The sequence below is a fragment of the Enterobacter sp. PI-10 genome (genome assembly GCF_027947695.1).
GTDB lineage: Bacteria > Pseudomonadota > Gammaproteobacteria > Enterobacterales > Enterobacteriaceae > Enterobacter > Enterobacter vonholyi.
The window spans coordinates 1-20,192 of record NZ_JAJNOG010000006.1; the positions used below are offsets into that span (position 1 = coordinate 1).

A 20,192-nucleotide genomic window follows, 5' to 3' on the forward strand; every position below is an offset into this window, starting at 1 on the left:
ATTGTCCGAAGACATTAAGAATCCATGTCACTTTGAGTGCCCACACAGATTGTCTGATAAATTGTTAAAGAGCAGTGCCGCTTCGCTTTTCGCAGCGGCGCGGGGTGTGCATATTACGCTTTCCCGCTTCAGAGTCAAGCGTTTATTTACACTATTCTCTGCTGACCCGGCGGCGTGTGTGCCGTTGTTCCGTGTCAGTGGAGGCGCATTATAGGGAGTAATTCTGAACCTGCAAGGATAAAGTGAAATTTATTTACTGACTGCTCACTTTCCAGGCAAAACCAACTCCAGACCTCAATTTTCGCCTGGTTTTTAAACAAAAACGAGCCGCAAGCGGCTCGTTTTTGCGTTTTGTGACTTACTGCACTGCCACAATGCGATCGTCGTTGGCTTCCAGACGGATAACTTTGCCAGGAACCAGCTCCCCGGAGAGGATCTGTTGCGCCAGCGGGTTTTCGATCTGCTGCTGGATAGCGCGTTTCAATGGACGCGCACCGTACACCGGATCGTAACCGTTCTTACTCAGCAGCTTCAACGCATCGTCGGAGATGTGAATTTCATATCCACGTTCTTCCAGACGTTTGTACAGACGCTGCAGCTGGATCTGCGCAATCGACGCAATGTGTTTCTCACCCAGAGGATGGAATACCACCACTTCATCAATACGGTTGATGAACTCCGGACGGAAGTTATGGCTTACCACACCCAGCACCAGATCCTTCATGTGGCTGTAGTCCAGTTCACCGAAACGTTCCTGAATCAAATCGGAACCCAGATTCGAGGTCATAATGACAACCGTATTACGGAAGTCGACCGTTCTCCCCTGCCCGTCGGTCAGACGACCATCATCCAGCACCTGAAGCAGGATGTTGAACACATCCGGATGCGCTTTTTCCACCTCATCCAGCAGGATGACGGAATAAGGACGACGGCGCACCGCTTCCGTCAGGTACCCACCTTCTTCATAACCCACATATCCCGGAGGCGCCCCGACCAGACGCGAGACGGAGTGTTTCTCCATAAATTCGGACATGTCGATACGCACCATCGCATCGTCGCTGTCGAACATAAAGTTAGCCAGCGCTTTGCACAGCTCGGTTTTACCGACACCCGTCGGCCCCAGGAACAGGAACGAACCAATCGGGCGGTTTGGATCGGACAGCCCTGCACGGCTACGACGAATAGCGTTCGATACCGCCTCAACCGCTTCGTTTTGACCAATCACACGATTGTGGAGATCGTTCTCCATGCGCAGCAGTTTTTCACGCTCGCCTTCCAGCATGCGCGCCACGGGAATACCGGTCCAGCGCGCCAGGACTTCCGCGATCTCGGCATCCGTCACTTTATTACGCAACAGACGCATCGTTTTACCTTCTGACTGCGTCGCTATCTCAAGCTGTTTTTCCAGCTCAGGAATTTTGCCGTACTGCAGTTCAGACATCCGAGCCAGATCGCCCACGCGTCGCGCCTGCTCAATGGCAATTTTTGCCTGTTCGAGTTCAGCTTTAATGGTCTGCGTACCGGAAAGGGAGGCTTTCTCGGCTTTCCACTCTTCTTCCAGCTCAGAATACTGGCGCTCTTTATCGTCCAGCTCTTCATTGAGCATATCGAGGCGTTTCTTACTGGCTTCATCAGACTCTTTCTTCAGCGCCTGCTGTTCCAGCTTGAGCTGAATGATGCGTCGGTCGAGTCGGTCCAGCTCTTCCGGCTTCGAGTCAATCTGCATACGAATGCTCGACGCCGCTTCATCAATCAGGTCGATCGCTTTATCCGGCAGCTGACGGTCAGCAATATAACGATGCGAAAGCGTCGCCGCCGCAACGATGGCCGGGTCAGTGATCTGTACATGGTGGTGCAGTTCATAGCGCTCTTTCAGACCACGCAGGATCGCGATGGTATCTTCAACGCTTGGCTCGGCAACAAACACTTTCTGGAAACGACGTTCCAGCGCAGCATCTTTCTCAATGTACTGACGGTACTCATCCAGCGTAGTGGCACCGACGCAGTGAAGTTCACCGCGCGCCAGCGCAGGTTTCAGCATGTTCCCGGCATCCATCGCGCCATCCGCTTTACCCGCGCCGACCATGGTGTGCAGTTCATCGATAAACAGAATGACGTTGCCTTCCTGCTTCGCCAGGTCGTTAAGCACGCCTTTAAGGCGCTCTTCGAACTCGCCGCGGTATTTCGCACCGGCCACCAGCGCGCCCATATCCAGCGCCAGTACGCGACGGCCTTTCAGCCCTTCTGGCACTTCACCGTTCACAATACGCTGCGCCAGCCCTTCAACAATGGCGGTTTTACCGACACCAGGTTCACCAATCAGTACCGGGTTGTTCTTGGTACGACGCTGCAGTACCTGAATGGTACGACGAATTTCTTCATCACGGCCGATCACCGGGTCAAGTTTGCCCTGTTCAGCACGCTCGGTCAGATCGACCGTAAATTTCTTCAAAGCCTGACGTTGGTCTTCGGCTCCCTGATCGTTCACGCTTTCACCTCCGCGCATGTTCTCAATAGCCTGAGTCACATTGGCGGTGGTCGCACCGGCGGATTTCAGCAGGTCGGTCAAGGTACCGCGTGATTCAAGCGCCGCCAGAACAAACAGCTCTGACGAAATAAAGTTGTCCCCACGTTTTTGCGCCAGCTTGTCGCAAAGGTTCAGGACGCGCACCAGATCCTGCGACGGCTGAACGTCGCCGCCGGTCCCTTCGACCTGCGGTAAACGGCTCAGCGCCTGATCGATAGAGGTGCGTAACTGGCCAGCATTAATGCCAGCGGACGTTAATAAAGGACGTACCGATCCCCCTTCCTGATTCAGCAAGGCGCTCATTAAATGAAGAGGTTCGATAAATTGGTTGTCGTGCCCCAGTGCGAGGGACTGGGCATCGGCGAGAGCAAGCTGGAATTTATTAGTAAGACGATCCAGACGCATAACTCCTCCCATAACAGGTCAAATTTGCTACTGGAGATTAAATGAGGTCATCCCTCAATTATTCAAGGTTAATGACCTGAATTATGTGAAAAGAAAACGGCACGTGCCGGATCGTCTTGATTCTTTAGGTTATATCAGCCAAATGAAACTTGCCATACGCCCCGTCGTCTTGTCGCGGCGATAAGAGAAAAAATCACCCTTTTCGGTGAATGTACAGCGATCGCCGCCGAAGATCTGCGTTATGCCGGCGCTATTCAGGCGCTGACGAGCAAGCTGGTAAATATCGGCCAGATATTTATCTCCGGAAGGCAGGAAGGCGTCCACCGCTTGCGGATCTTTAACCATAAAGGCTTCGCGAACCTCCGGCCCCACTTCAAAAGCGCGAGGACCAATGGCCGGGCCAAGCCAGGCCATAATATTGGCGGGCTCATCCTTAAAGCAGGCGACGGTTTCTTCCAGCACGCCTTCACACAGTCCACGCCAGCCCGCGTGTGCTGCAGCCACCTCGGTGCCTGAACGGTTACAAAAAAGTACCGGCAGACAATCCGCGGTCATTACGGCACAAACGGTTCCCGGAGTATTGCTGTAAGAGGCATCAGCACGTTTAGAAGCATAGGGTTCCCCCGTCAACTTCAGCACCGCCTTGCCATGAACCTGTTCCAGCCAGACCGGTTTTGAAGGCAGGTTCCCCGCAGCAAACAGACGCCTGCGGTTCTCTTCCACATGCTCCAGGTTATCGCCACAGTGTGCGCCGAGGTTCAAAGACTCCCACGCGCCCTGGCTAACACCGCCAGTGCGGGTTGAACTGCAGGCGGCCACGCCGGCAGGCAATGGCCACTCCGGGACAATCAGTTTGGTCATAACCAGTCCACTTGATCCTTATGTTCTTCGAAATCAACACGCATCGCGTCAATAAGGTCCACCATATCCTGCGGGATAGGCGCATGCCACTCCATCTGAATACCGGTGATCGGATGGTAAAGGCGCAGCATGGTCGCGTGCAGCGCCTGACGATCGAATTTACGCAATACGCTGATGAACTCATCCGACGCGCCCTTAGGCGGACGTGGACGACCACCGTAGACCTGATCCCCCACCAGCGGATGGGTAATGTGGGCCATATGCACGCGGATCTGGTGAGTACGCCCGGTCTCCAGACGCAGACGCAGACGCGTATGAATGCGGAAATGTTCCATAATGCGATAGTGCGTCACCGCCGGTTTACCCATCGGATGCACCGACATATGGGTTCGCTTGGTCGGATGACGGCTGATAGGCTCTTCTACCGTCCCGCCAGAGGTCATATGCCCAATGGCTACCGCCTCATACTCACGGGTGATTTCGCGCAGCTGTAGCGACTCCACCAGACGTGTCTGAGCAGGAACGGTCTTCGCCACCACCATCAAACCGGTAGTGTCTTTATCCAGACGGTGCACGATGCCCGCGCGCGGAACATCCGCGATCGGCGGATAGTAATGGAGAAGCGCGTTAAGTACCGTACCGTCAGGATTCCCCGCGCCCGGATGAACAACCAGGTCGCGCGGCTTGTTGATCACCAGAATGTCATCATCTTCATAGACGATGTCCAGTGGGATATCCTGCGGCTCGAAGCGGATTTCCTCTTCGATTTCAGCATTGATGGCGACAGCTTCCCCACCTAACACTTTCTCTTTTGGTTTGTCCCAGATCTTGCCGTTTACCATCACGCGCTGGTCAAGGATCCATTCTTTTATGCGTGAACGCGAATAATCAGGGAACAATTCGGCCAAAGCCTGATCTAAGCGTTGACCGAGCTGATTTTCGGAGACTGTTGCGGTGAGTTCTACTCGTTGTGCCATAAACTGCTTCTTCGTTTAACGTTGGGTTTTACGGCTTTGCCGTTTAATATAGTGTGCTATTGTAGCTGGTCTTAATCGGGAGCAGGAACAGAGTTTCTCCCGGACAAACATTTGAGGAAAGTCAAAACGTCATGACGCGCATGAAATATCTGGTGGCAGCGGCCACGTTGAGCCTGGCTTTGGTGGGCTGCTCCGGTTCAAATGAACAGGTCCCTGACAATCCGCCGAATGAAATCTATGCGACTGCACAACAAAAGTTGCAGGACGGTAACTGGAAACAGGCGATAACGCAACTGGAAGCGTTGGATAATCGCTATCCATTTGGTCCGTATTCGCAGCAGGTACAGTTAGATCTCATCTACGCATACTATAAAAATGCCGATCTGCCGCTGGCTCAGGCAACCATCGATCGTTTCATGCGTCTGAACCCGACTCATCCTAACATCGACTACGTGATGTACATGCGCGGCCTCACCAACATGGCGCTGGATGACAGTGCGCTGCAGGGCTTCTTCGGCGTGGATCGTTCCGACCGTGACCCGCAGCATGCGCGTGATGCCTTCAATGACTTCTCCAAGCTGGTGCGCGGCTATCCAAACAGCCAGTACGTGACTGACGCCACCAAACGTCTGGTGTTCCTGAAAGATCGTCTGGCGAAATATGAATACTCCGTGGCGGAATATTATACCCGCCGTGGCGCATGGGTTGCCGTGGTTAACCGCGTAGAAGGTATGCTGCGCGATTACCCGGATACTCAGGCAACGCGCGACGGCCTGAAGCTGATGGAAAATGCTTACCGTCAGATGCAGATGACCGCTCAGGCTGAAAAAGTGGCGAAAATCATCGCCGCGAACAGCAGCAACACCTGATTTTGCCTCAATGCAAAACGGCAGCCCGCTGGCTGCCGTTTTTTTATTCGTTTCTGAGCATCGCTGAAGCACCTTAGCCTCAACACATCCTGTCAACTATGGCCCCAATTTATGCCTTCTACAAGGTAAATCTCACCTCTTCCTGCCCTGCCTCACAAAAAAGATTCCCTGACAAAAACCGACAAAATAACGTGATCTAAATCACGCATTTTGACATTGGGTCGGGTATGCTGGAATCACCAAGACGGAAAGACAAGAGGTAAAATTTATGACAATGAACATTACCAGTAAACAAATGGAAATTACTCCGGCAATTCGCCAGCACGTCGCAGACCGTCTCGCCAAACTGGATAAATGGCAAACTCATTTGATTAATCCACATATCATCCTGTCCAAGGAGCCGCAGGGTTTCATCGCTGACGCAACTATCAATACTCCAAACGGCCATCTGGTCGCCAGCGCAAAACACGAGGATATGTACACCGCTATTAACGATTTGATCAACAAGCTGGAACGGCAGCTCAATAAAGTGCAACACAAAGGTGAAGCCCGTCGCGCCGCAACGTCGGTGAAAGACGCCAGCTTCGCGGAAGAAGTTGAAGAAGAGTAATCCTTTAAATTGAGTGTACCGCCAACGCGCCTTCGGGCGCGTTTTTTGTTTTTTATTGACAGGGTGAAAACAGTACGGGTACTTTAACGGTATCAATCACAGGATGACTTTATGAAACTTACGCCGTTCTTCTTCGCATTCTTTTTTACCTTCCCCTGAACGGGAGGCGTTTCGTCGTGTGATAAAGAATGCGAAGACGAACAACAAGGCCTCCCACACCGGGGGGCCTTTTTTATTGATAACGATAAAATGAGACAGGCAACACTATGACACCGGAAAACCCGTTACTGGATCTGCGCATAAAAATCAGCGCGCTGGATGAGAAACTGCTGGCGCTGCTGGCCGAACGCCGCGCCCTTGCCGTTGAAGTAGGCAAAGCCAAGCTGGACTCCCATCGTCCGGTCCGTGATATCGACCGCGAGCGGGATCTTCTGGAACGTCTCATTCAGCTCGGCAAAGCGCATCACCTCGATGCCCACTACATAACCCGGTTGTTCCAGCTCATCATTGAAGACTCCGTTCTGACCCAGCAAGCGTTACTCCAGCAGCACCTCAATAAAACCAATCCACACTCTGCGCGTATCGCCTTCCTGGGACCGAAGGGCTCTTATTCTCACCTGGCCGCACGTCAGTACGCTGCACGCCATTTCGAAGAATTTATTGAGAGCGGCTGCGCGAAGTTTGCCGACATTTTTAACCAGGTCGAGACCGGCCAGGCGGATTACGCCGTGGTGCCGATTGAAAACACCAGCTCCGGCGCCATCAACGACGTCTACGATTTGCTGCAGCACACCAGCCTGTCGCTGGTCGGCGAGCTGACGATCCCTATCGATCACTGCGTGCTGGTATCCGGTTCAACGGACCTGAACACGATCGAAACGGTTTACAGTCATCCGCAGCCGTTCCAGCAGTGCAGCCAGTTCCTGAACCGCTATCCGAACTGGAAAATTGAGTACACCGAAAGCACCTCGGCGGCGATGGAAAAAGTGGCGCAGGCTAATTCTCCCACCGTCGCGGCGCTCGGCAGCGAAGCGGGCGGCGCGCTGTATGGCCTGCAGGTGCTGGAACGCAACCTGGCAAACCAGACGCAAAACATTACCCGCTTCGTGGTGCTGGCCCGCAAGGCAATCAATGTGTCTGACCAGGTACCCGCCAAAACCACGCTGCTGATGGCAACCGGCCAACAGGCCGGTGCGCTGGTTGAAGCCCTGCTGGTGCTGCGTAATCACAACCTGATCATGACCAGGCTGGAATCACGCCCAATCCACGGTAACCCGTGGGAAGAGATGTTTTACCTCGACATCCAGGCCAACCTGGGGTCTGCTTCCATGCAGAAAGCTCTCCGCGAGCTGGGCGAGATCACGCGTTCCATGAAGGTGCTGGGCTGCTACCCGAGCGAAAACGTCGTGCCGGCCGATCCAATCTAACGTTCGATAAAGCGGCTTTTCTTCATCCCTGCCACGCTCACCGGCAGGGTGAAGATAGCTCCGGAGAGAGGATATTTCGCCACCTCCTCCGCATCCATATTTTCCCGTGTGGTAGTAATAAACAGCGTTTTCATGTCATCGCCGCCAAAACAGACCATCGTCGGGCAACGTACCGGCATGCGATACTCTTCCAGCTGCTCCCCTTGCGGTGAAAAACGCGCGATGCGCCAGCCGTCAAACAGCGCGCTCCAGTAGTAGCCTTCCACATCCATCGCCGCGCCGTCAGGTATCCCCTCGCCCTCTTTAAACTGACGAAACACCTCCCGCTTACCCGGCTCGCCCTGCTCATCAAGCGGGGTACGGTAAATAACACCGTTGGGCGTGTCTGAGGTAAACATCCACTGCTTATCAGGGCTAAACGCTAAGCCATTGTGACCGTGAATATCGCACTGGATCACCTTTGGCGTCAGGTCGTTGTCGATGCGCATCAGCAGGGCCCCGTTGTAATCTCCCGGTCCCCAGAACGTACCCGCATAGAACCGGCCCTGATGGTCGGTGCCTCCATCGTTAAAACGCGCCAGCTGCGGGTTAGAGGGGTTATCGCACACCTTGCGCTGCAGAAGGCCATGCTTATCGGCAAGCCAGATGCCATTGCGCATGGCGACGATAAAGCCGCCGCGCTCGCGCAGCGCGAAACAGCCCACCTCCTCATGAAAAGAAAGCACGGTGTGTTCCGCCGTCGGAAGATGGTAGCGGTGGATCTCTCCTTCCAGAATATCGGCCCAGTAGAGCGCGTGCTCTTCTGCACTCCACGTCGGGCATTCAGGCAAATGCCCGGTGTAATTCAACAGCAGCTGCGGTTCGGCCATGACAGTTCCCCAAAATGAAAAAAGCCAGCAATGCTGGCTTTCAGTATATACATCATCGCATTACTGGCGACTGTCATTTGCCTGGCGCAATAAAGTCCGACTCTCATTCTGGAAACGCTGCGCGTAATCGCCAAACCAGTGTTCGACCTTGCGGAAGCTATCGATAAACGCCTGCTTATCTCCGTGCTCCAGCAGCGTAATGGCTTCACCAAAGCGCTGATAGTAGCGCTTGATCAGCGCCAGGTTGTTTTCAGAGGACATAATAATGTCCGCGTACAGCTGTGGATCCTGCGCAAAGAGACGCCCGACCATCGCCAGCTCCAGACGATAGATAGGTGAAGAGAGCGCCAGAAGCTGTTCAAGCTGTACGTTCTCTTCCGCCAGATGCAGACCGTAGGCAAACGTGGCAAAGTGGCGCAGCGCCTGAATGAACGCCATGTTCTGGTCGTGCTCAACCGCGCTGATGCGGTGCAGTCGTGCCCCCCATACCTGAATCTGTTCCAGGAACCACTGATAGGCTTCCGGCTGACGACCGTCGCAGTAAACGACCACCTGCTTAGCCAGGCTGCCGCTGTCCGGGCCAAACATTGGGTGCAGACCCAGCACCGGACCCGTATGAGCAGCCAGCATTGCCTGCAGCGGACCATTTTTGACGGAGGCCAGATCCACCAGGATGCAATCTTTCGGTAAAGGAGGCAGCTTCCCGATGATTTGCTCCGTCACGTGGATCGGCACGCTGACGATAACCATCCCTGCATCTTTCATGAGTTCCGGAGCATGCGCCCAGTCCTCTTTTTCCAGAATGCGCACCTGATAGCCAGAAAGCGTAAGCATCTTTTCAAACAGACGCCCCATCTGCCCTGCCCCGCCGACAATCACGACCGGACGCAGGGAAGGACAGAGGGTTTTAAAGCCCTTGTCGTTTTCGCTGGAATAGGACTCCCGCATCACGCGACGCAGAACATCTTCAATCAAATCCGGCGAAACGCCCAGCGCCTGCGCCTCTTTACGGCGGGAGGCGAGCATAGAGGCTTCGCGCTCCGGGACGTAAATCGGCAGGCCGTATTTGCTTTTCACCTCACCGACTTCGGCAACCAGCGACATGCGTCGCGCCAGCAGATCCAGCAGCGCCTTATCCACTTCATCAATTTGATCGCGCAGTGCGGTCAATTCAGCAACCATAACTACCCTCTTAAGCCAGACGCGTCGCCAGCTGGCCGTTTAAATCTTTATGGATCTCACGCAGCAGTGCATCGGTAGTCTCCCAGCTGATGCAGGCATCCGTCACGGAGACGCCGTGCTTCATGGCACTGCGCGGTTGTTCAGATGACTGATTGCCTTCATGAATGTTGCTCTCAATCATCAGACCGATAATCGAACGATTGCCATCTTTGATCTGTGCGACCACGGATTCCGCAACCGCAGGCTGGCGACGGTAATCTTTATTCGAGTTACCATGACTGCAATCTACCATCAGTGCCGGGCGCAGTCCCGCCTGCTCCATCTCTTTTTCACACTGGGCCACGTCCGCCGGGCTGTAGTTAGGGGCTTTACCGCCGCGCAGGATCACGTGGCCGTCCGGGTTACCCTGCGTTTGCAGGAGGCATACCTGGCCTGCCTGGTTGATACCGACGAAACGGTGCGGCATGGCGGCAGCGCGCATGGCATTAATCGCCGTCGCCAGGCTGCCATCGGTACCGTTTTTAAAGCCAACCGGCATCGACAGGCCAGACGCCATCTCGCGGTGGGTTTGCGATTCCGTGGTACGCGCGCCAATCGCGGACCAGCTGAACAGATCGCCCAGGTACTGCGGGCTGTTCGGATCCAGCGCTTCGGTTGCCAGCGGCAGCCCCATGCTGACCAGCTCCACCAGCAGGCGACGCGCAATCTTCAGGCCTGCTTCCACATCAAACGAGCCATCCATGTGTGGATCGTTAATCAACCCTTTCCAGCCGACGGTAGTACGTGGCTTCTCAAAATAGACGCGCATCACCAGATAGAGGCTATCGCTGACCTCCTCCGCTAATGCTTTAAATCGACGAGCGTACTCAATGGCGGTTTCAGGATCGTGAATGGAGCAAGGACCACACACCACCAGCAGGCGCGGATCGCGGCCGGCGATGATATTTGAAATGGTCTGACGCGAGTGCTCAATCTGAGCCTCCTGCGCGACGCTCAGCGGAAATTCTGCTTTCAGTTGATCCGGGGTAATTAAAACCTGTTCGTCAGTGATATGTACGTTGTTCAGCGCGTCTTTTTGCATGATGGCGATCCTGTAAAGCTTGTTTGCGATAGTTGTTTTCCTCAATGAGGTGAAACCACGATACCATAAAAAGTAAACATTTCAATCCAAAATACGTACACATTACTTTACACGAGCCAATTTATTGCAAAAATCAGCCGTCAAAAACGTAAAGTTTAAATTACAGACATATATTCTTAAGCCAGGCTATGCTGAAGAAAAAAGGAGAATGGCTATGCGTTCAATTGCTCTCATGCTGTTGTCGCTGTTTTTAACGGGCTGCCAGATCAATCCTTATACCTTCCAGCCCGACTGGACCAGTCCCTCCTGGTTTGATGCAGGTAAAGAAGACGCCATGAATGGCCTGCCGGTTAAAGATAACCAGACCCTGGCCGATAGTTTTAACGACACCCACGTTGATCGTAGTGAATATCTTCGCGGCTACGCTGACGGCCAAAAGAAAGTCTGCGAAGAAGGGTTTATTCATGCCTGGGGATTAGCGGGCAAATCTTTCCCTGCCAGTTGCGATACTGCCGAAAACGCGACAAAACTGCGTGCGTCATGGCAGGAAGGGATGGATGAAAGTATGCGTTCCAGCAGACTTAATTAAGTCTATTTTTATCCACCGAAAAATAAACAACTGTAGGATTTAGCTTAGGTTGGCCTGATGCTATTTCTGACATAATGACGGCTCTGATAAACAATGGTATTCTGCCCGCAACTCTCAAGGACATCTATTTCCGGAGCGATGTGGCGGATTCTGGTGAGAAATTTATTCTTGATCTCTTTTTTCCGACTCACTCTGGTGTTAATGCTGTTCCTTATGGTGGGCCCTGCGGCGGCAGGCACGCTTACGGAAACGGATAAATCGGTACGCTCGATTGTCTCAGGCATTGTGAGCTATACGCGATGGCCGTCACTTTCCGGGCAGCCTAAACTTTGCGTCTATGCCACTTCTCACTATACGCACGCGCTCAGCGGCGACGAAGGGCACAACGAGTTACCCTATACTCCCGTTATTGTACGTAACGATCAGGAAGCCCTGGCCGCGACGTGTGATGCGATTTATTTCGGGTCTGAATCACCGGCAAAACAACTTGAATTAATAAGTCAATATCAGGGCAGAGCGTTGCTATTAATCTCAGAGCAAAATCCGGAATGTGTAATTGGCAGTGCCTTTTGCCTGATGATCGATCGCGGCCAGGTACGGTTTTCCGTCAACCTGGATGCGTTGACGCGCAGTGGCGTAAGAGTCAATCCGGATGTATTAATGCTGGCACGGAATAAGCAGCATGGATAAAGATTTCACTTCAACGCCACGTCCGACGTTTAAAAGAACGTTGAGGCGAAACAGCATGATAAGCGTCATTATCACAATGACGTTAATATGGCTGTTGCTCTGTTTTGCTTCCGTCGTGACGTTAAAACAATATGCGCAAAAGAACCTCGAATTAACCGGCGCCACAATGAGCCACAGCCTGGAAGCTTCGCTGGTTTTCAACGACTCGCTGGCGGCCAACGAAACGCTTGCAGCCCTGGGCAAACAGGGGCAGTTTGCCGCGGCGGAGGTGATTAACGCGCATAAAAAGCGGTTTGCCTACTGGTCCTGGAACCCGGAAGATAACAACGACACGCTGGGCGCACTGGTCAGCCGCTGGCTTTTCCCCGTACCGGTTGCGCAGCCCATCATGCATAACGGCTTAAGGATCGGCGAAATCCGCCTTACCGCGCGTGACAGTTTGATCAGCCACTTCATCTGGACGTCGTTTGCCGTACTTACCGGCTGCATTCTCTTTGCCGCCGTCGTCGCGCTTATCATTACCCAGTCTTTGCATCGTGGGATGGTTATGGCCCTGCAGAACATTACCGACGTCGTGCATGATGTACGCACAAACCGCAACTTCTCCCGCCGGGTGAAAGACGGGCGTATCGAAGAGTTTCACCAGTTTGGCGAAGACTTCAACAGTCTTCTGGATGAAATGGAAGAGTGGCAGCTGAAACTCCAGGCGAAAAACGCCCAGCTGTTGCGGACCGCCATGCACGACCCGCTCACCGGTCTTGCCAACCGCGCAGCGTTTCGTAACAGCATTGCGGCCTTAATGAACGACCCTTCAGCCAGAACAAACTCGGCCCTGCTCTTCCTCGACGGTGATAACTTTAAGTTTATTAACGACACCTGGGGCCACGCGGCAGGAGACTGCGTGCTGATCGAAGTCGCCAGCAGGATGATGGAGTTTGGCGACAAACGTCATCAGTCTTACCGTCTTGGCGGTGACGAATTTGCCATGGTGCTGTACGGCGTTCACTCTGAGCTTGAGGTTCAACACATTTGTGCTGCGCTTTCGCAGCAGTTTATTCGTCCGTTTGTTCTTCATAACGGGCAAAAAGCATCGATGTCACTCAGCATTGGCTTTGCTCTGGCGTGGGAAAATGCTTCCGTGGAAGCATTACTGGAGAGGGCTGACCGCAATATGTACCAGGTTAAAAACCAGCGTACGAAAACAATAAGTTAGAAAGGATACACTATGTTAAAACGTTACTTCGCGCCGTTAGTACTGGCCTCACTGGTTCTGGCAGGCTGTCAGTCGCCGCCGGAAGGCAAATTCACTCCTGAGCAAATTGCGGCGATGAAGTCTTACGGTTTTAACGAACTGAACGGTGACTGGTCGCTTGGCATGTCGGACACCATCCTGTTTGATAAAAATGACGCCAGACTGCGTTCTGAGAGTGAAACGCAGATCCAGTCCATGGCCTCTCGCCTGGCGGAAACCGGCCTGACCCATGCGCGAATGGACGGTCACACGGATAACTACGGGGAAGAAAGCTACAACGAAGCGCTGTCGTTAAAACGCGCCAACGCCGTGGCCGATGCCTGGGCGAAGGGTGCAAATATCCCGCGCAGCAATCTCACCACGCGAGGATTAGGTCAAAAATACCCGGTGGCGAGCAACAGTACCCCGCAAGGGCGCGCTGAAAACCGCCGCGTCGCAGTGGTGATCAGCACGCCATAGGGTTATTTAGCGGATGATTCGGCGAGCGTCACCCTGGTTGCCGCTCGCCAGCGCAGCCAGTCCACCAGAATAAACAGCGCCAGACTCACGCCCATCACCGGCAGGGCCAGCCCCAGCAGTACGCTGATTATCAGCGTAACCCCTCTTCCCCATCCTGACAGCGCCAGCCAGCTCTGACAAAGCGTCTGTACCGGACTCACTGCCGATTGCGCAGGACGACGCATCCACCACATCCGGTATCCCCAGATAATGAGCACGCACAGGGCGAGGCCGAACGCCACGAGCAGCAGCTGATTCACTAGGCCGAATAAGATCCCCATATGGAAATCCACGCCCCAGCGGGTCAGTTTTGCCATTAACGGGAAATCCTCGAATCGGGTTCTGTCCAGGACCTGCATCGTATGGGGATCTACCGCAACGGCGTCCACCTGAGTCGGCCAGCTGCGATCGATTTCCGTTACGGTCCAGGCACGATCCATTGTTTTCGCCGGGCGGATCTCCAGCTTGCTGGCATCAATCCCCGCGTTACGCGCCGCGCTTAATACCCCGTCAAACTGCGTCAAATCCATCGCCATTTCCGGCATCATCATCCCACCGTGATGACCGCGATGTTCGGCATGTTCATCCATAACCTCATGTTGGCCGGATAGCGTCGTGTTCACCTGCGGGGTGAGCCAGTTCATCTCTGCACGCAGCTTATCCACGTTCCCGCCAGCCCACTGGGACCAGGTCAGGCCGGTTGCGGAGAACAGCAGCATTCCACCCAGCAGAACCCAGCCCAGCGTCACGTGCACCCGACGCCGGTTCTGGAAGCGATTGTTGATCCGCCGTTTGGGTCGGGTATAAAACCACAGGGCAATACCGCCCAGCGCGGCAACCCACATCCAGGAGGCTGCAAGCTCGCTGTAGAGCCTCCCCACGTCGCCCAACATCAGAGAGGTGTGGAGGTAATCAATGGTCTGACGCAGCGGTAAAATCCCGCTGGTGCCGTATACCGTCATATCTCCCAGTACCGTCAGGCTTACCGGATCCACGAAGATAGCGCGGTTCTCCGATGACCCAAGTTTCGGGTCAGCGAACATCACGCGGGTGGTTTCGCCTTCAGCCAGCCCCGGACGAACGGCGTGCAAACGTAAATCTGATCCAACGGTTTTTTCCGCCACGGCGATTTGTTCGGCCAGAGGCTGCGGCTCGCCCACGGAATCCGCGTGGAGCGCGTGTCGGTAGAGCGCATTCTCCAGCTGCGGGGTCGCCACATACAGCGTCCCGGTCAGCGCGGCGAAGAAGATAAACGGGCCGACAAACAGCCCAACGTAGAAATGAAGGCGACGCAGCAGGTTTCCCCATGCCGCGCGCGAGGTGCAGGTAGTCATACTTTTCCTTTTTAAGGCAAAAAGTTATCGATTTTGTTTTTAAAGGGAAAAAGCAGACTGCCGCGGCGGCGCGCGGGTATCCGGGTAAAGCCAGGGGAAGAAGTGCCAGTGGTTGACCGCCTGACGCGGCGGCTTAACGCGAAGCCTCTGCAGCACCACACTGAGCAAGACGATCAGCGCCAGCATCACGCCAGGGACATGCGCTAACAGCACGCAGTAGCCACAGGCTTCCGCATGGTCGACAGGCATCGAGTGCGGCATATCGCCGTGATGCTCGTCCATCGACATCATGCTCATGTCATGATGCATGCCCGGCATGGCGCTCATGGGATCTTTCTGCAACGAGACGGAGATCAGCGGCGCCACCACGATCAGCAGGATCGCAAACAGCGCGATCAATGCCGCTGCGCGTTTCCGGTCAGGCTGATGCAGTACGTTATCCACTTCCCCTCCACTCAAGAGGCAAGCATTGTAAATGATTTATGACGAAAGGGTTAACTCGAGAGGTGCGATGGGATAAAAAAAGGGCCAGCCTTTCGGCCAGCCCTTTCTAACAGGATGTCGCTTAAGCGAATCTTAGTTCAGACGCTCTTTAATACGAGCAGACTTACCAGTACGCTCACGCAGGTAGTACAGTTTAGCTTTACGTACAGCACCACGACGTTTAACAGCAATGCTGTCAACTACCGGAGAGTGAGTCTGGAAGACACGCTCAACGCCTTCGCCGTTGGAAATTTTACGAACAGTGAATGCAGAGTGCAGACCGCGGTTACGAATAGCGATAACCACGCCCTCGAATGCCTGCAGACGTTTTTTGGAACCTTCAACAACCCATACTTTCACTTCCACGGTGTCACCTGGACGGAAGGAAGGTACGTCCTGCTTCATCTGCTCTTGTTCAAGTTGCTTAATAATGTTGCTCATAATTTAATCTCTTATCCTGGGTAAACTGATATTCGGGAGCGTATTACGCATTCCCATCATGTTCATGCTGCTGGTGCGCGTGTTCAGTTTTGAACTCGGCCAGCAACTTTGCTTGCTCTTCAGTCAGAGCCAGGTTTTCCAGAAGTTCAGGTCTTCTAAGCCAGGTTCGGCCCAGCGACTGTTTCAAACGCCAGCGACGTATCTCGGCATGGTTTCCAGACAGTAACACTGCCGGAACTTCCATCCCTTCTAACACTTCAGGACGAGTATAGTGTGGACAGTCCAGCAACCCGTCGGCAAAGGAATCTTCCGTTGCCGAAGCTTCATGGCCCAGAACACCCGGAATAAACCGGGCGACGGAGTCAATCAGCGTCATTGCCGGTAACTCACCACCGCTGAGAACGTAATCGCCGATAGACCATTCTTCGTCAATCTCGGTTTGAATTACGCGCTCATCTATCCCTTCGTAGCGCCCACAGACCAGAATCAGCTTTTGATTCGTCGCCAGTTCGCTCACGCCCGCTTGATCAAGCTTGCGTCCCTGAGGTGACAGATAAATCACCTTTGCGCCTTCACCTGCCGCGGCTTTTGCTGTGTGAATGGCGTCCCGTAAGGGTTGCACCATCATTAGCATCCCCGGTCCGCCGCCGTAAGGACGATCGTCCACGGTACGGTGCCGGTCATGAGTAAAGTCACGAGGACTCCAGCTCTGGATGCTCAGCAGGCCATTCTTTACTGCCCGGCCAGTTACCCCGTAATCGGTAATCGCGCGGAACATTTCAGGAAACAGGCTAATTATGCCAATCCACATAGCGCCGTCTTTTACCGTTTATCCGGAGAATTTAAAAACCAGGATCCCAATCTACTTCAATGGTTTGAGTAGTGAGATCGACTTTCTTGATAACCTGTCCATCGAGGAACGGGACCAACCGCTCCTTGATGCCAAATGCATCTTTCAGGTTTGCCTTAATGACGAGAACGTCATTTGACCCGGTTTCCATCATATCGATGACTTTCCCCAGGCTGTAGCCTTCAGTAGTGACCACCTGGCAACCCATAAGGTCTTTCCAGTAGTAGTCGCCCTCTTCCAGCTTTGGCAACTGCGACGAATCCACGACAATTTCACAATTAGTCAGCGCATTCGCGGCATCACGATCGTCAACGCCTTTCAGCTTGATGATGATGTCCTGATTGTGGTGACGCCAGCTTTCCAGCTCGACCTCTTCCCACTTACCGCCTTTCTGGATGAACCAGGGCTGGTAATCAAAAATGCTATCAGCGTCTTCAGTGGAGGAAAACACTCTGAGCCAACCACGGATACCGTAGCAAGAACCCATTTTTCCCAATACGATCGGTTCAACAGGTGCTTTACTGCTCATCATGACCACCGTGACAGATTAAGCTGCTTTGTTTGCTGCTTTGATCAGCGTAGCAACGCGATCGGAAACAGTAGCGCCCTGGCCAACCCAGTGAGCGATACGATCCAGATCCAGACGAGTTTCTTCTTCTGCGCCAGCGGCCAGTGGGTTGAAGAAACCAACGCGCTCGATGAAGCGACCGTTGCGTGCATTACGGCTGTCAGTCACAACAACCTGGTAGAACGGACGCTTTTTAGCGCCGTGACGTGCTAAACGAATAGTTACCATAACATCCTCTTGTGTGAATAAAACAACCGGGCCCCATCGAGGAACGGAGCCCGGGTGTCATATTAAAAGCCCGAAAATTTTACTCATTTTCGGGCAAAAAGCAATCTCAAAAGCGATTAACGCCCTGGAAAACCGGGAGGCATCATCCCTTTCATCCCGCGCATCATCTTCGCCATGCCGCCTTTCTTCATTTTCTTCATCATGCGCTGCATGTCGTCGAACTGTTTCAGAAGGCGGTTAACGTCCTGCACCTGCATGCCGCAACCGGCTGCGATACGGCGTTTACGGGAACCTTTGATGATGTCCGGGTTAGCGCGCTCTTTCAGCGTCATCGAATTGATGATCGCCTCCATACGCACCAGCACCTTGTCATCCATCTGCGCTTTCACGTTGTCAGGGATCTGGCCCATGCCCGGCAGTTTGCCCATCAGGCTGGCCATGCCGCCCATGTTTTTCATCTGACGCAGCTGCTCAAGGAAGTCGGTGAGATCGAAACCGTCGCCTTTTTTCAGCTTGCTGGCGAGTTTCTCAGCCTGCGCGCGGTCAACCTTGCTCTCAATATCTTCGATCAGCGACAGCACGTCGCCCATGCCGAGGATACGGGAGGCAATACGGTCCGGGTGGAACGGCTCGAGCGCTTCAGTTTTCTCGCCCACGCCGAGGAATTTGATCGGCTTGCCGGTGATGTGGCGAATCGAGAGGGCCGCACCGCCGCGGGCGTCACCGTCCACTTTGGTCAGCACGACGCCGGTTAACGGCAGCGCTTCATTAAACGCTTTCGCGGTATTCGCCGCATCCTGACCGGTCATGGCGTCGACAACAAACAGGGTCTCTACCGGGTTGATAGAGGCGTGCACCTGCTTGATCTCGTCCATCATCGCTTCGTCAACATGCAGACGACCGGCGGTATCCACCAGCAGCACGTCGTAGAATTTCAGCTTCGCCTCTTTCAGCGCGGCGTTAACGATGTCGACAGGCTTCTGCGCCACGTCGGACGGGAAGAAATCCACGCCAACCTGCTCGGCCAGAGTTTCCAGCTGCTTGATCGCCGCCGGGCGATAGACGTCCGCAGAGACCACCAGCACTTTCTTCTTGTGCTTTTCACGCAGGAATTTACCCAGCTTACCGACGCTGGTGGTTTTACCCGCACCCTGCAGGCCCGCCATCAGCACCACGGCCGGAGGCTGAGCGGCCAGGTTAAGCACCTGGTTCTCTTCGCCCATCGCTGAAACCAGTTCATTACGAACGATTTTGACGAACTCCTGACCCGGAGTCAGGCTCTTGTTAACTTCATGACCAACCGCCTTCTCTTTTACGCGGTTGATAAAATCACGAACAACCGGCAACGCGACGTCTGCTTCCAGCAGCGCCATGCGCACTTCGCGCAGCGTTTCCTTGATGTTCTCTTCAGTAAGGCGTCCGCGGCCGCTGATGTTGCGCAGCGTGCGCGACAAACGATCGGTTAAATTATCAAACATTGTCTCTCGCCTGAGTAGAAACGTTGGGTCGCATTGAGCGACACATACACAGAATTTTGCCGGAGTATAACATGAAGGCGCCTTTGTTGTTATGCAACGGTTGGAGCAGGCGTCACGTAACGTTATACTGCTTCTCTTTCTTATTAAGACAACTGTCGATGCCTATATGCCTGTTTTCGCACTGATCGCCCTTGTTGCCTACTCTGTCAGCCTCGCGCTGATTATTCCCGGACTGCTGCAAAAAAACAGCGGCTGGCGGCGCATGGCTATTCTTTCGGCGGTGATCGCACTGATTAGCCACGCCTTTGCGCTGGAATCACGCATCATCCCCGGTGACGGCAGCGTGCAAAACCTGAGCGTCCTCAACGTCGGCTCGCTGGTCAGCCTGATGATCTGTACGGTAATGACCATCGTCGCGTCTAAAAATCGCGGCTGGCTGCTGCTGCCAATTGTCTACACCTTCGCGCTGATCAATCTGGCCCTCGCCACCTTTATGCCTAATGAGTTCATTACGCATCTGGAGGCGACGCCGGGGATGCTGGTGCATATCGGCCTGTCGCTCTTTGCCTACGCGACGCTGATTATCGCCGCGCTTTACGCCATGCAGCTCGCCTGGATTGACTACCAGCTGAAAAACAAAAAGCTGGCCTTTAACCATGAAATGCCGCCGCTGATGGTCATTGAGCGTAAGATGTTCCACATCACCCAGGTGGGGGTGGTGCTGCTGACGCTCACGCTCTGCACGGGGCTGTTTTACATGAAGAACCTGTTCAGCGTGGAGAATATCGATAAAGCGGTGCTCTCCATCATCGCGTGGTTTGTCTATATTGTCCTGTTATGGGGCCATTATCATGAAGGCTGGCGCGGTCGTCGCGTGGTCTGGTTCAACGTCGCGGGTGCGGGCATTCTCACCCTTGCCTATTTTGGCAGCCGCTTCATACAGCAATTTGCTGGCTAAGAAACAAAGGAGTTC

General features: G+C 54.0%; 22 protein-coding genes and 1 other annotated feature. Of the genes, 9 read left to right on the plus strand and 13 right to left on the minus strand.

The genetic code is table 11. The features are described from left to right. Positions 1 to 358: 358 nt before the first annotated feature. From clpB to rluD, 3 genes are all read right to left on the minus strand, one after another. Positions 359 to 2,932, minus strand: a complete 2,574-nt coding sequence (clpB, locus tag LRM19_RS13925; protein WP_115876089.1) for an ATP-dependent chaperone ClpB — start codon at positions 2,930 to 2,932, stop codon at positions 359 to 361. A gap of 129 nt (positions 2,933 to 3,061) precedes the next feature. Then, a complete protein-coding gene (gene yfiH / locus LRM19_RS13930; protein ID WP_271369176.1) occupies positions 3,062 to 3,793 on the minus strand; it encodes a purine nucleoside phosphorylase YfiH in 732 nt (243 codons plus the stop codon). Then, positions 3,790 to 4,770: a 23S rRNA pseudouridine(1911/1915/1917) synthase RluD gene (gene rluD, locus LRM19_RS13935; protein ID WP_111964900.1), complete on the minus strand. Its 981-nt coding sequence runs from the start codon at positions 4,768 to 4,770 to the stop codon at positions 3,790 to 3,792. Before rluD ends, yfiH begins: the two co-directional genes overlap by 4 nt. 131 nt (positions 4,771 to 4,901) lie before the next feature. Between rluD and bamD the strand changes: the two genes are divergently transcribed. From bamD to pheA, 4 genes are all read left to right on the plus strand, one after another. After that, a complete protein-coding gene (bamD, locus tag LRM19_RS13940) occupies positions 4,902 to 5,639 on the plus strand; it encodes an outer membrane protein assembly factor BamD (RefSeq protein ID WP_023308867.1) in 738 nt (245 codons plus the stop codon). 268 nt (positions 5,640 to 5,907) lie between these two features. Then, positions 5,908 to 6,249, plus strand: coding sequence for a ribosome-associated translation inhibitor RaiA (gene raiA, locus LRM19_RS13945; protein ID WP_003863162.1), 342 nt, complete (start codon positions 5,908 to 5,910; stop codon positions 6,247 to 6,249). Positions 6,250 to 6,359: 110 nt separating this feature from the next. Next, positions 6,360 to 6,485: a sequence feature (Phe leader region), on the plus strand. Then, complete coding sequence (gene pheL, locus LRM19_RS13950) at positions 6,361 to 6,408, plus strand: pheA operon leader peptide PheL (protein WP_100249759.1); 48 nt, start codon at positions 6,361 to 6,363, stop codon at positions 6,406 to 6,408. Its footprint overlaps the feature before it by 48 nt. Before the next feature lie 30 nt (positions 6,486 to 6,515). Beyond that, on the plus strand, positions 6,516 to 7,676 hold the full coding sequence (gene pheA, locus LRM19_RS13955) for a bifunctional chorismate mutase/prephenate dehydratase (protein ID WP_271369177.1): 1,161 nt from the start codon (positions 6,516 to 6,518) through the stop codon (positions 7,674 to 7,676). On the opposite strand, the gene LRM19_RS13960 is transcribed toward pheA, so the two are convergent. The 3 genes from LRM19_RS13960 to aroF are packed head-to-tail and all read right to left on the minus strand — an operon-like array spanning position 7,673 to position 10,808. Continuing rightward, positions 7,673 to 8,545: an SMP-30/gluconolactonase/LRE family protein gene (locus tag LRM19_RS13960; protein ID WP_271369178.1), complete on the minus strand. Its 873-nt coding sequence runs from the start codon at positions 8,543 to 8,545 to the stop codon at positions 7,673 to 7,675. The genes pheA and LRM19_RS13960 overlap by 4 nt on opposite strands. Positions 8,546 to 8,605: 60 nt before the next feature. Then, positions 8,606 to 9,727 (minus strand): bifunctional chorismate mutase/prephenate dehydrogenase, encoded by a 1,122-nt coding sequence (gene tyrA / locus LRM19_RS13965; protein WP_143345408.1) that lies wholly within the window; start codon positions 9,725 to 9,727, stop codon positions 8,606 to 8,608. Positions 9,728 to 9,737: 10 nt separating this feature from the next. Beyond that, on the minus strand, positions 9,738 to 10,808 hold the full coding sequence (gene aroF, locus LRM19_RS13970) for a 3-deoxy-7-phosphoheptulonate synthase AroF (protein ID WP_111964897.1): 1,071 nt from the start codon (positions 10,806 to 10,808) through the stop codon (positions 9,738 to 9,740). A 214-nt stretch (positions 10,809 to 11,022) separates the two neighbouring features. Here aroF and LRM19_RS13975 point away from each other — a divergent pair, with 214 nt between their 5' ends. The 4 genes from LRM19_RS13975 (at position 11,023) to LRM19_RS13990 (ending at position 13,798) form a co-directional block, all read left to right on the plus strand. Continuing rightward, positions 11,023 to 11,397 carry a DUF2799 domain-containing protein gene (locus LRM19_RS13975; protein ID WP_115876094.1) on the plus strand — a complete coding sequence of 125 codons (375 nt, stop codon included), beginning with the start codon at positions 11,023 to 11,025 and terminating at the stop codon, positions 11,395 to 11,397. A 138-nt stretch (positions 11,398 to 11,535) separates the two neighbouring features. After that, on the plus strand, positions 11,536 to 12,087 hold the full coding sequence (locus LRM19_RS13980) for a YfiR family protein (protein ID WP_223580273.1): 552 nt from the start codon (positions 11,536 to 11,538) through the stop codon (positions 12,085 to 12,087). Then, a complete protein-coding gene (dgcN, locus tag LRM19_RS13985; protein WP_127732005.1) occupies positions 12,080 to 13,300 on the plus strand; it encodes a diguanylate cyclase DgcN in 1,221 nt (406 codons plus the stop codon). Before LRM19_RS13980 ends, dgcN begins: the two co-directional genes overlap by 8 nt. 12 nt (positions 13,301 to 13,312) lie before the next feature. Further along, positions 13,313 to 13,798, plus strand: coding sequence for an OmpA family protein (locus tag LRM19_RS13990; RefSeq protein ID WP_115876096.1), 486 nt, complete (start codon positions 13,313 to 13,315; stop codon positions 13,796 to 13,798). Positions 13,799 to 13,800: 2 nt separating this feature from the next. Here LRM19_RS13990 and LRM19_RS13995 read toward each other — a convergent pair whose 3' ends face one another. From LRM19_RS13995 to ffh, 7 genes are all read right to left on the minus strand, one after another. Beyond that, the gene (locus LRM19_RS13995) at positions 13,801 to 15,171 is read right to left on the minus strand and encodes a PepSY-associated TM helix domain-containing protein (protein WP_127732007.1); all 1,371 of its coding nucleotides are present in this window, start codon (positions 15,169 to 15,171) and stop codon (positions 13,801 to 13,803) included. 39 nt (positions 15,172 to 15,210) lie between these two features. Beyond that, the gene (locus LRM19_RS14000; RefSeq protein WP_111964891.1) at positions 15,211 to 15,615 is read right to left on the minus strand and encodes a DUF2946 domain-containing protein; all 405 of its coding nucleotides are present in this window, start codon (positions 15,613 to 15,615) and stop codon (positions 15,211 to 15,213) included. A 132-nt stretch (positions 15,616 to 15,747) separates the two neighbouring features. Beyond that, positions 15,748 to 16,095, minus strand: coding sequence for a 50S ribosomal protein L19 (rplS, locus tag LRM19_RS14005; RefSeq protein WP_002914145.1), 348 nt, complete (start codon positions 16,093 to 16,095; stop codon positions 15,748 to 15,750). A 43-nt stretch (positions 16,096 to 16,138) separates the two neighbouring features. Further along, on the minus strand, positions 16,139 to 16,906 hold the full coding sequence (gene trmD / locus LRM19_RS14010) for a tRNA (guanosine(37)-N1)-methyltransferase TrmD (protein WP_014832949.1): 768 nt from the start codon (positions 16,904 to 16,906) through the stop codon (positions 16,139 to 16,141). Positions 16,907 to 16,937: 31 nt separating this feature from the next. Continuing rightward, entirely contained in the window at positions 16,938 to 17,477 is a 540-nt protein-coding gene (gene rimM, locus LRM19_RS14015; RefSeq protein WP_164850638.1) for a ribosome maturation factor RimM, read from the minus strand. A gap of 15 nt (positions 17,478 to 17,492) precedes the next feature. Continuing rightward, positions 17,493 to 17,741: a 30S ribosomal protein S16 gene (gene rpsP / locus LRM19_RS14020; protein ID WP_003863133.1), complete on the minus strand. Its 249-nt coding sequence runs from the start codon at positions 17,739 to 17,741 to the stop codon at positions 17,493 to 17,495. Positions 17,742 to 17,857: 116 nt separating this feature from the next. Continuing rightward, positions 17,858 to 19,219, minus strand: coding sequence for a signal recognition particle protein (gene ffh / locus LRM19_RS14025; RefSeq protein WP_014884878.1), 1,362 nt, complete (start codon positions 19,217 to 19,219; stop codon positions 17,858 to 17,860). Between the two features lie 166 nt (positions 19,220 to 19,385). On the opposite strand from ffh, the gene LRM19_RS14030 reads away from it, so the two are divergent. Further along, positions 19,386 to 20,177, plus strand: coding sequence for a cytochrome C assembly family protein (locus LRM19_RS14030; RefSeq protein WP_032623031.1), 792 nt, complete (start codon positions 19,386 to 19,388; stop codon positions 20,175 to 20,177). Positions 20,178 to 20,192: the final 15 nt, after the last annotated feature.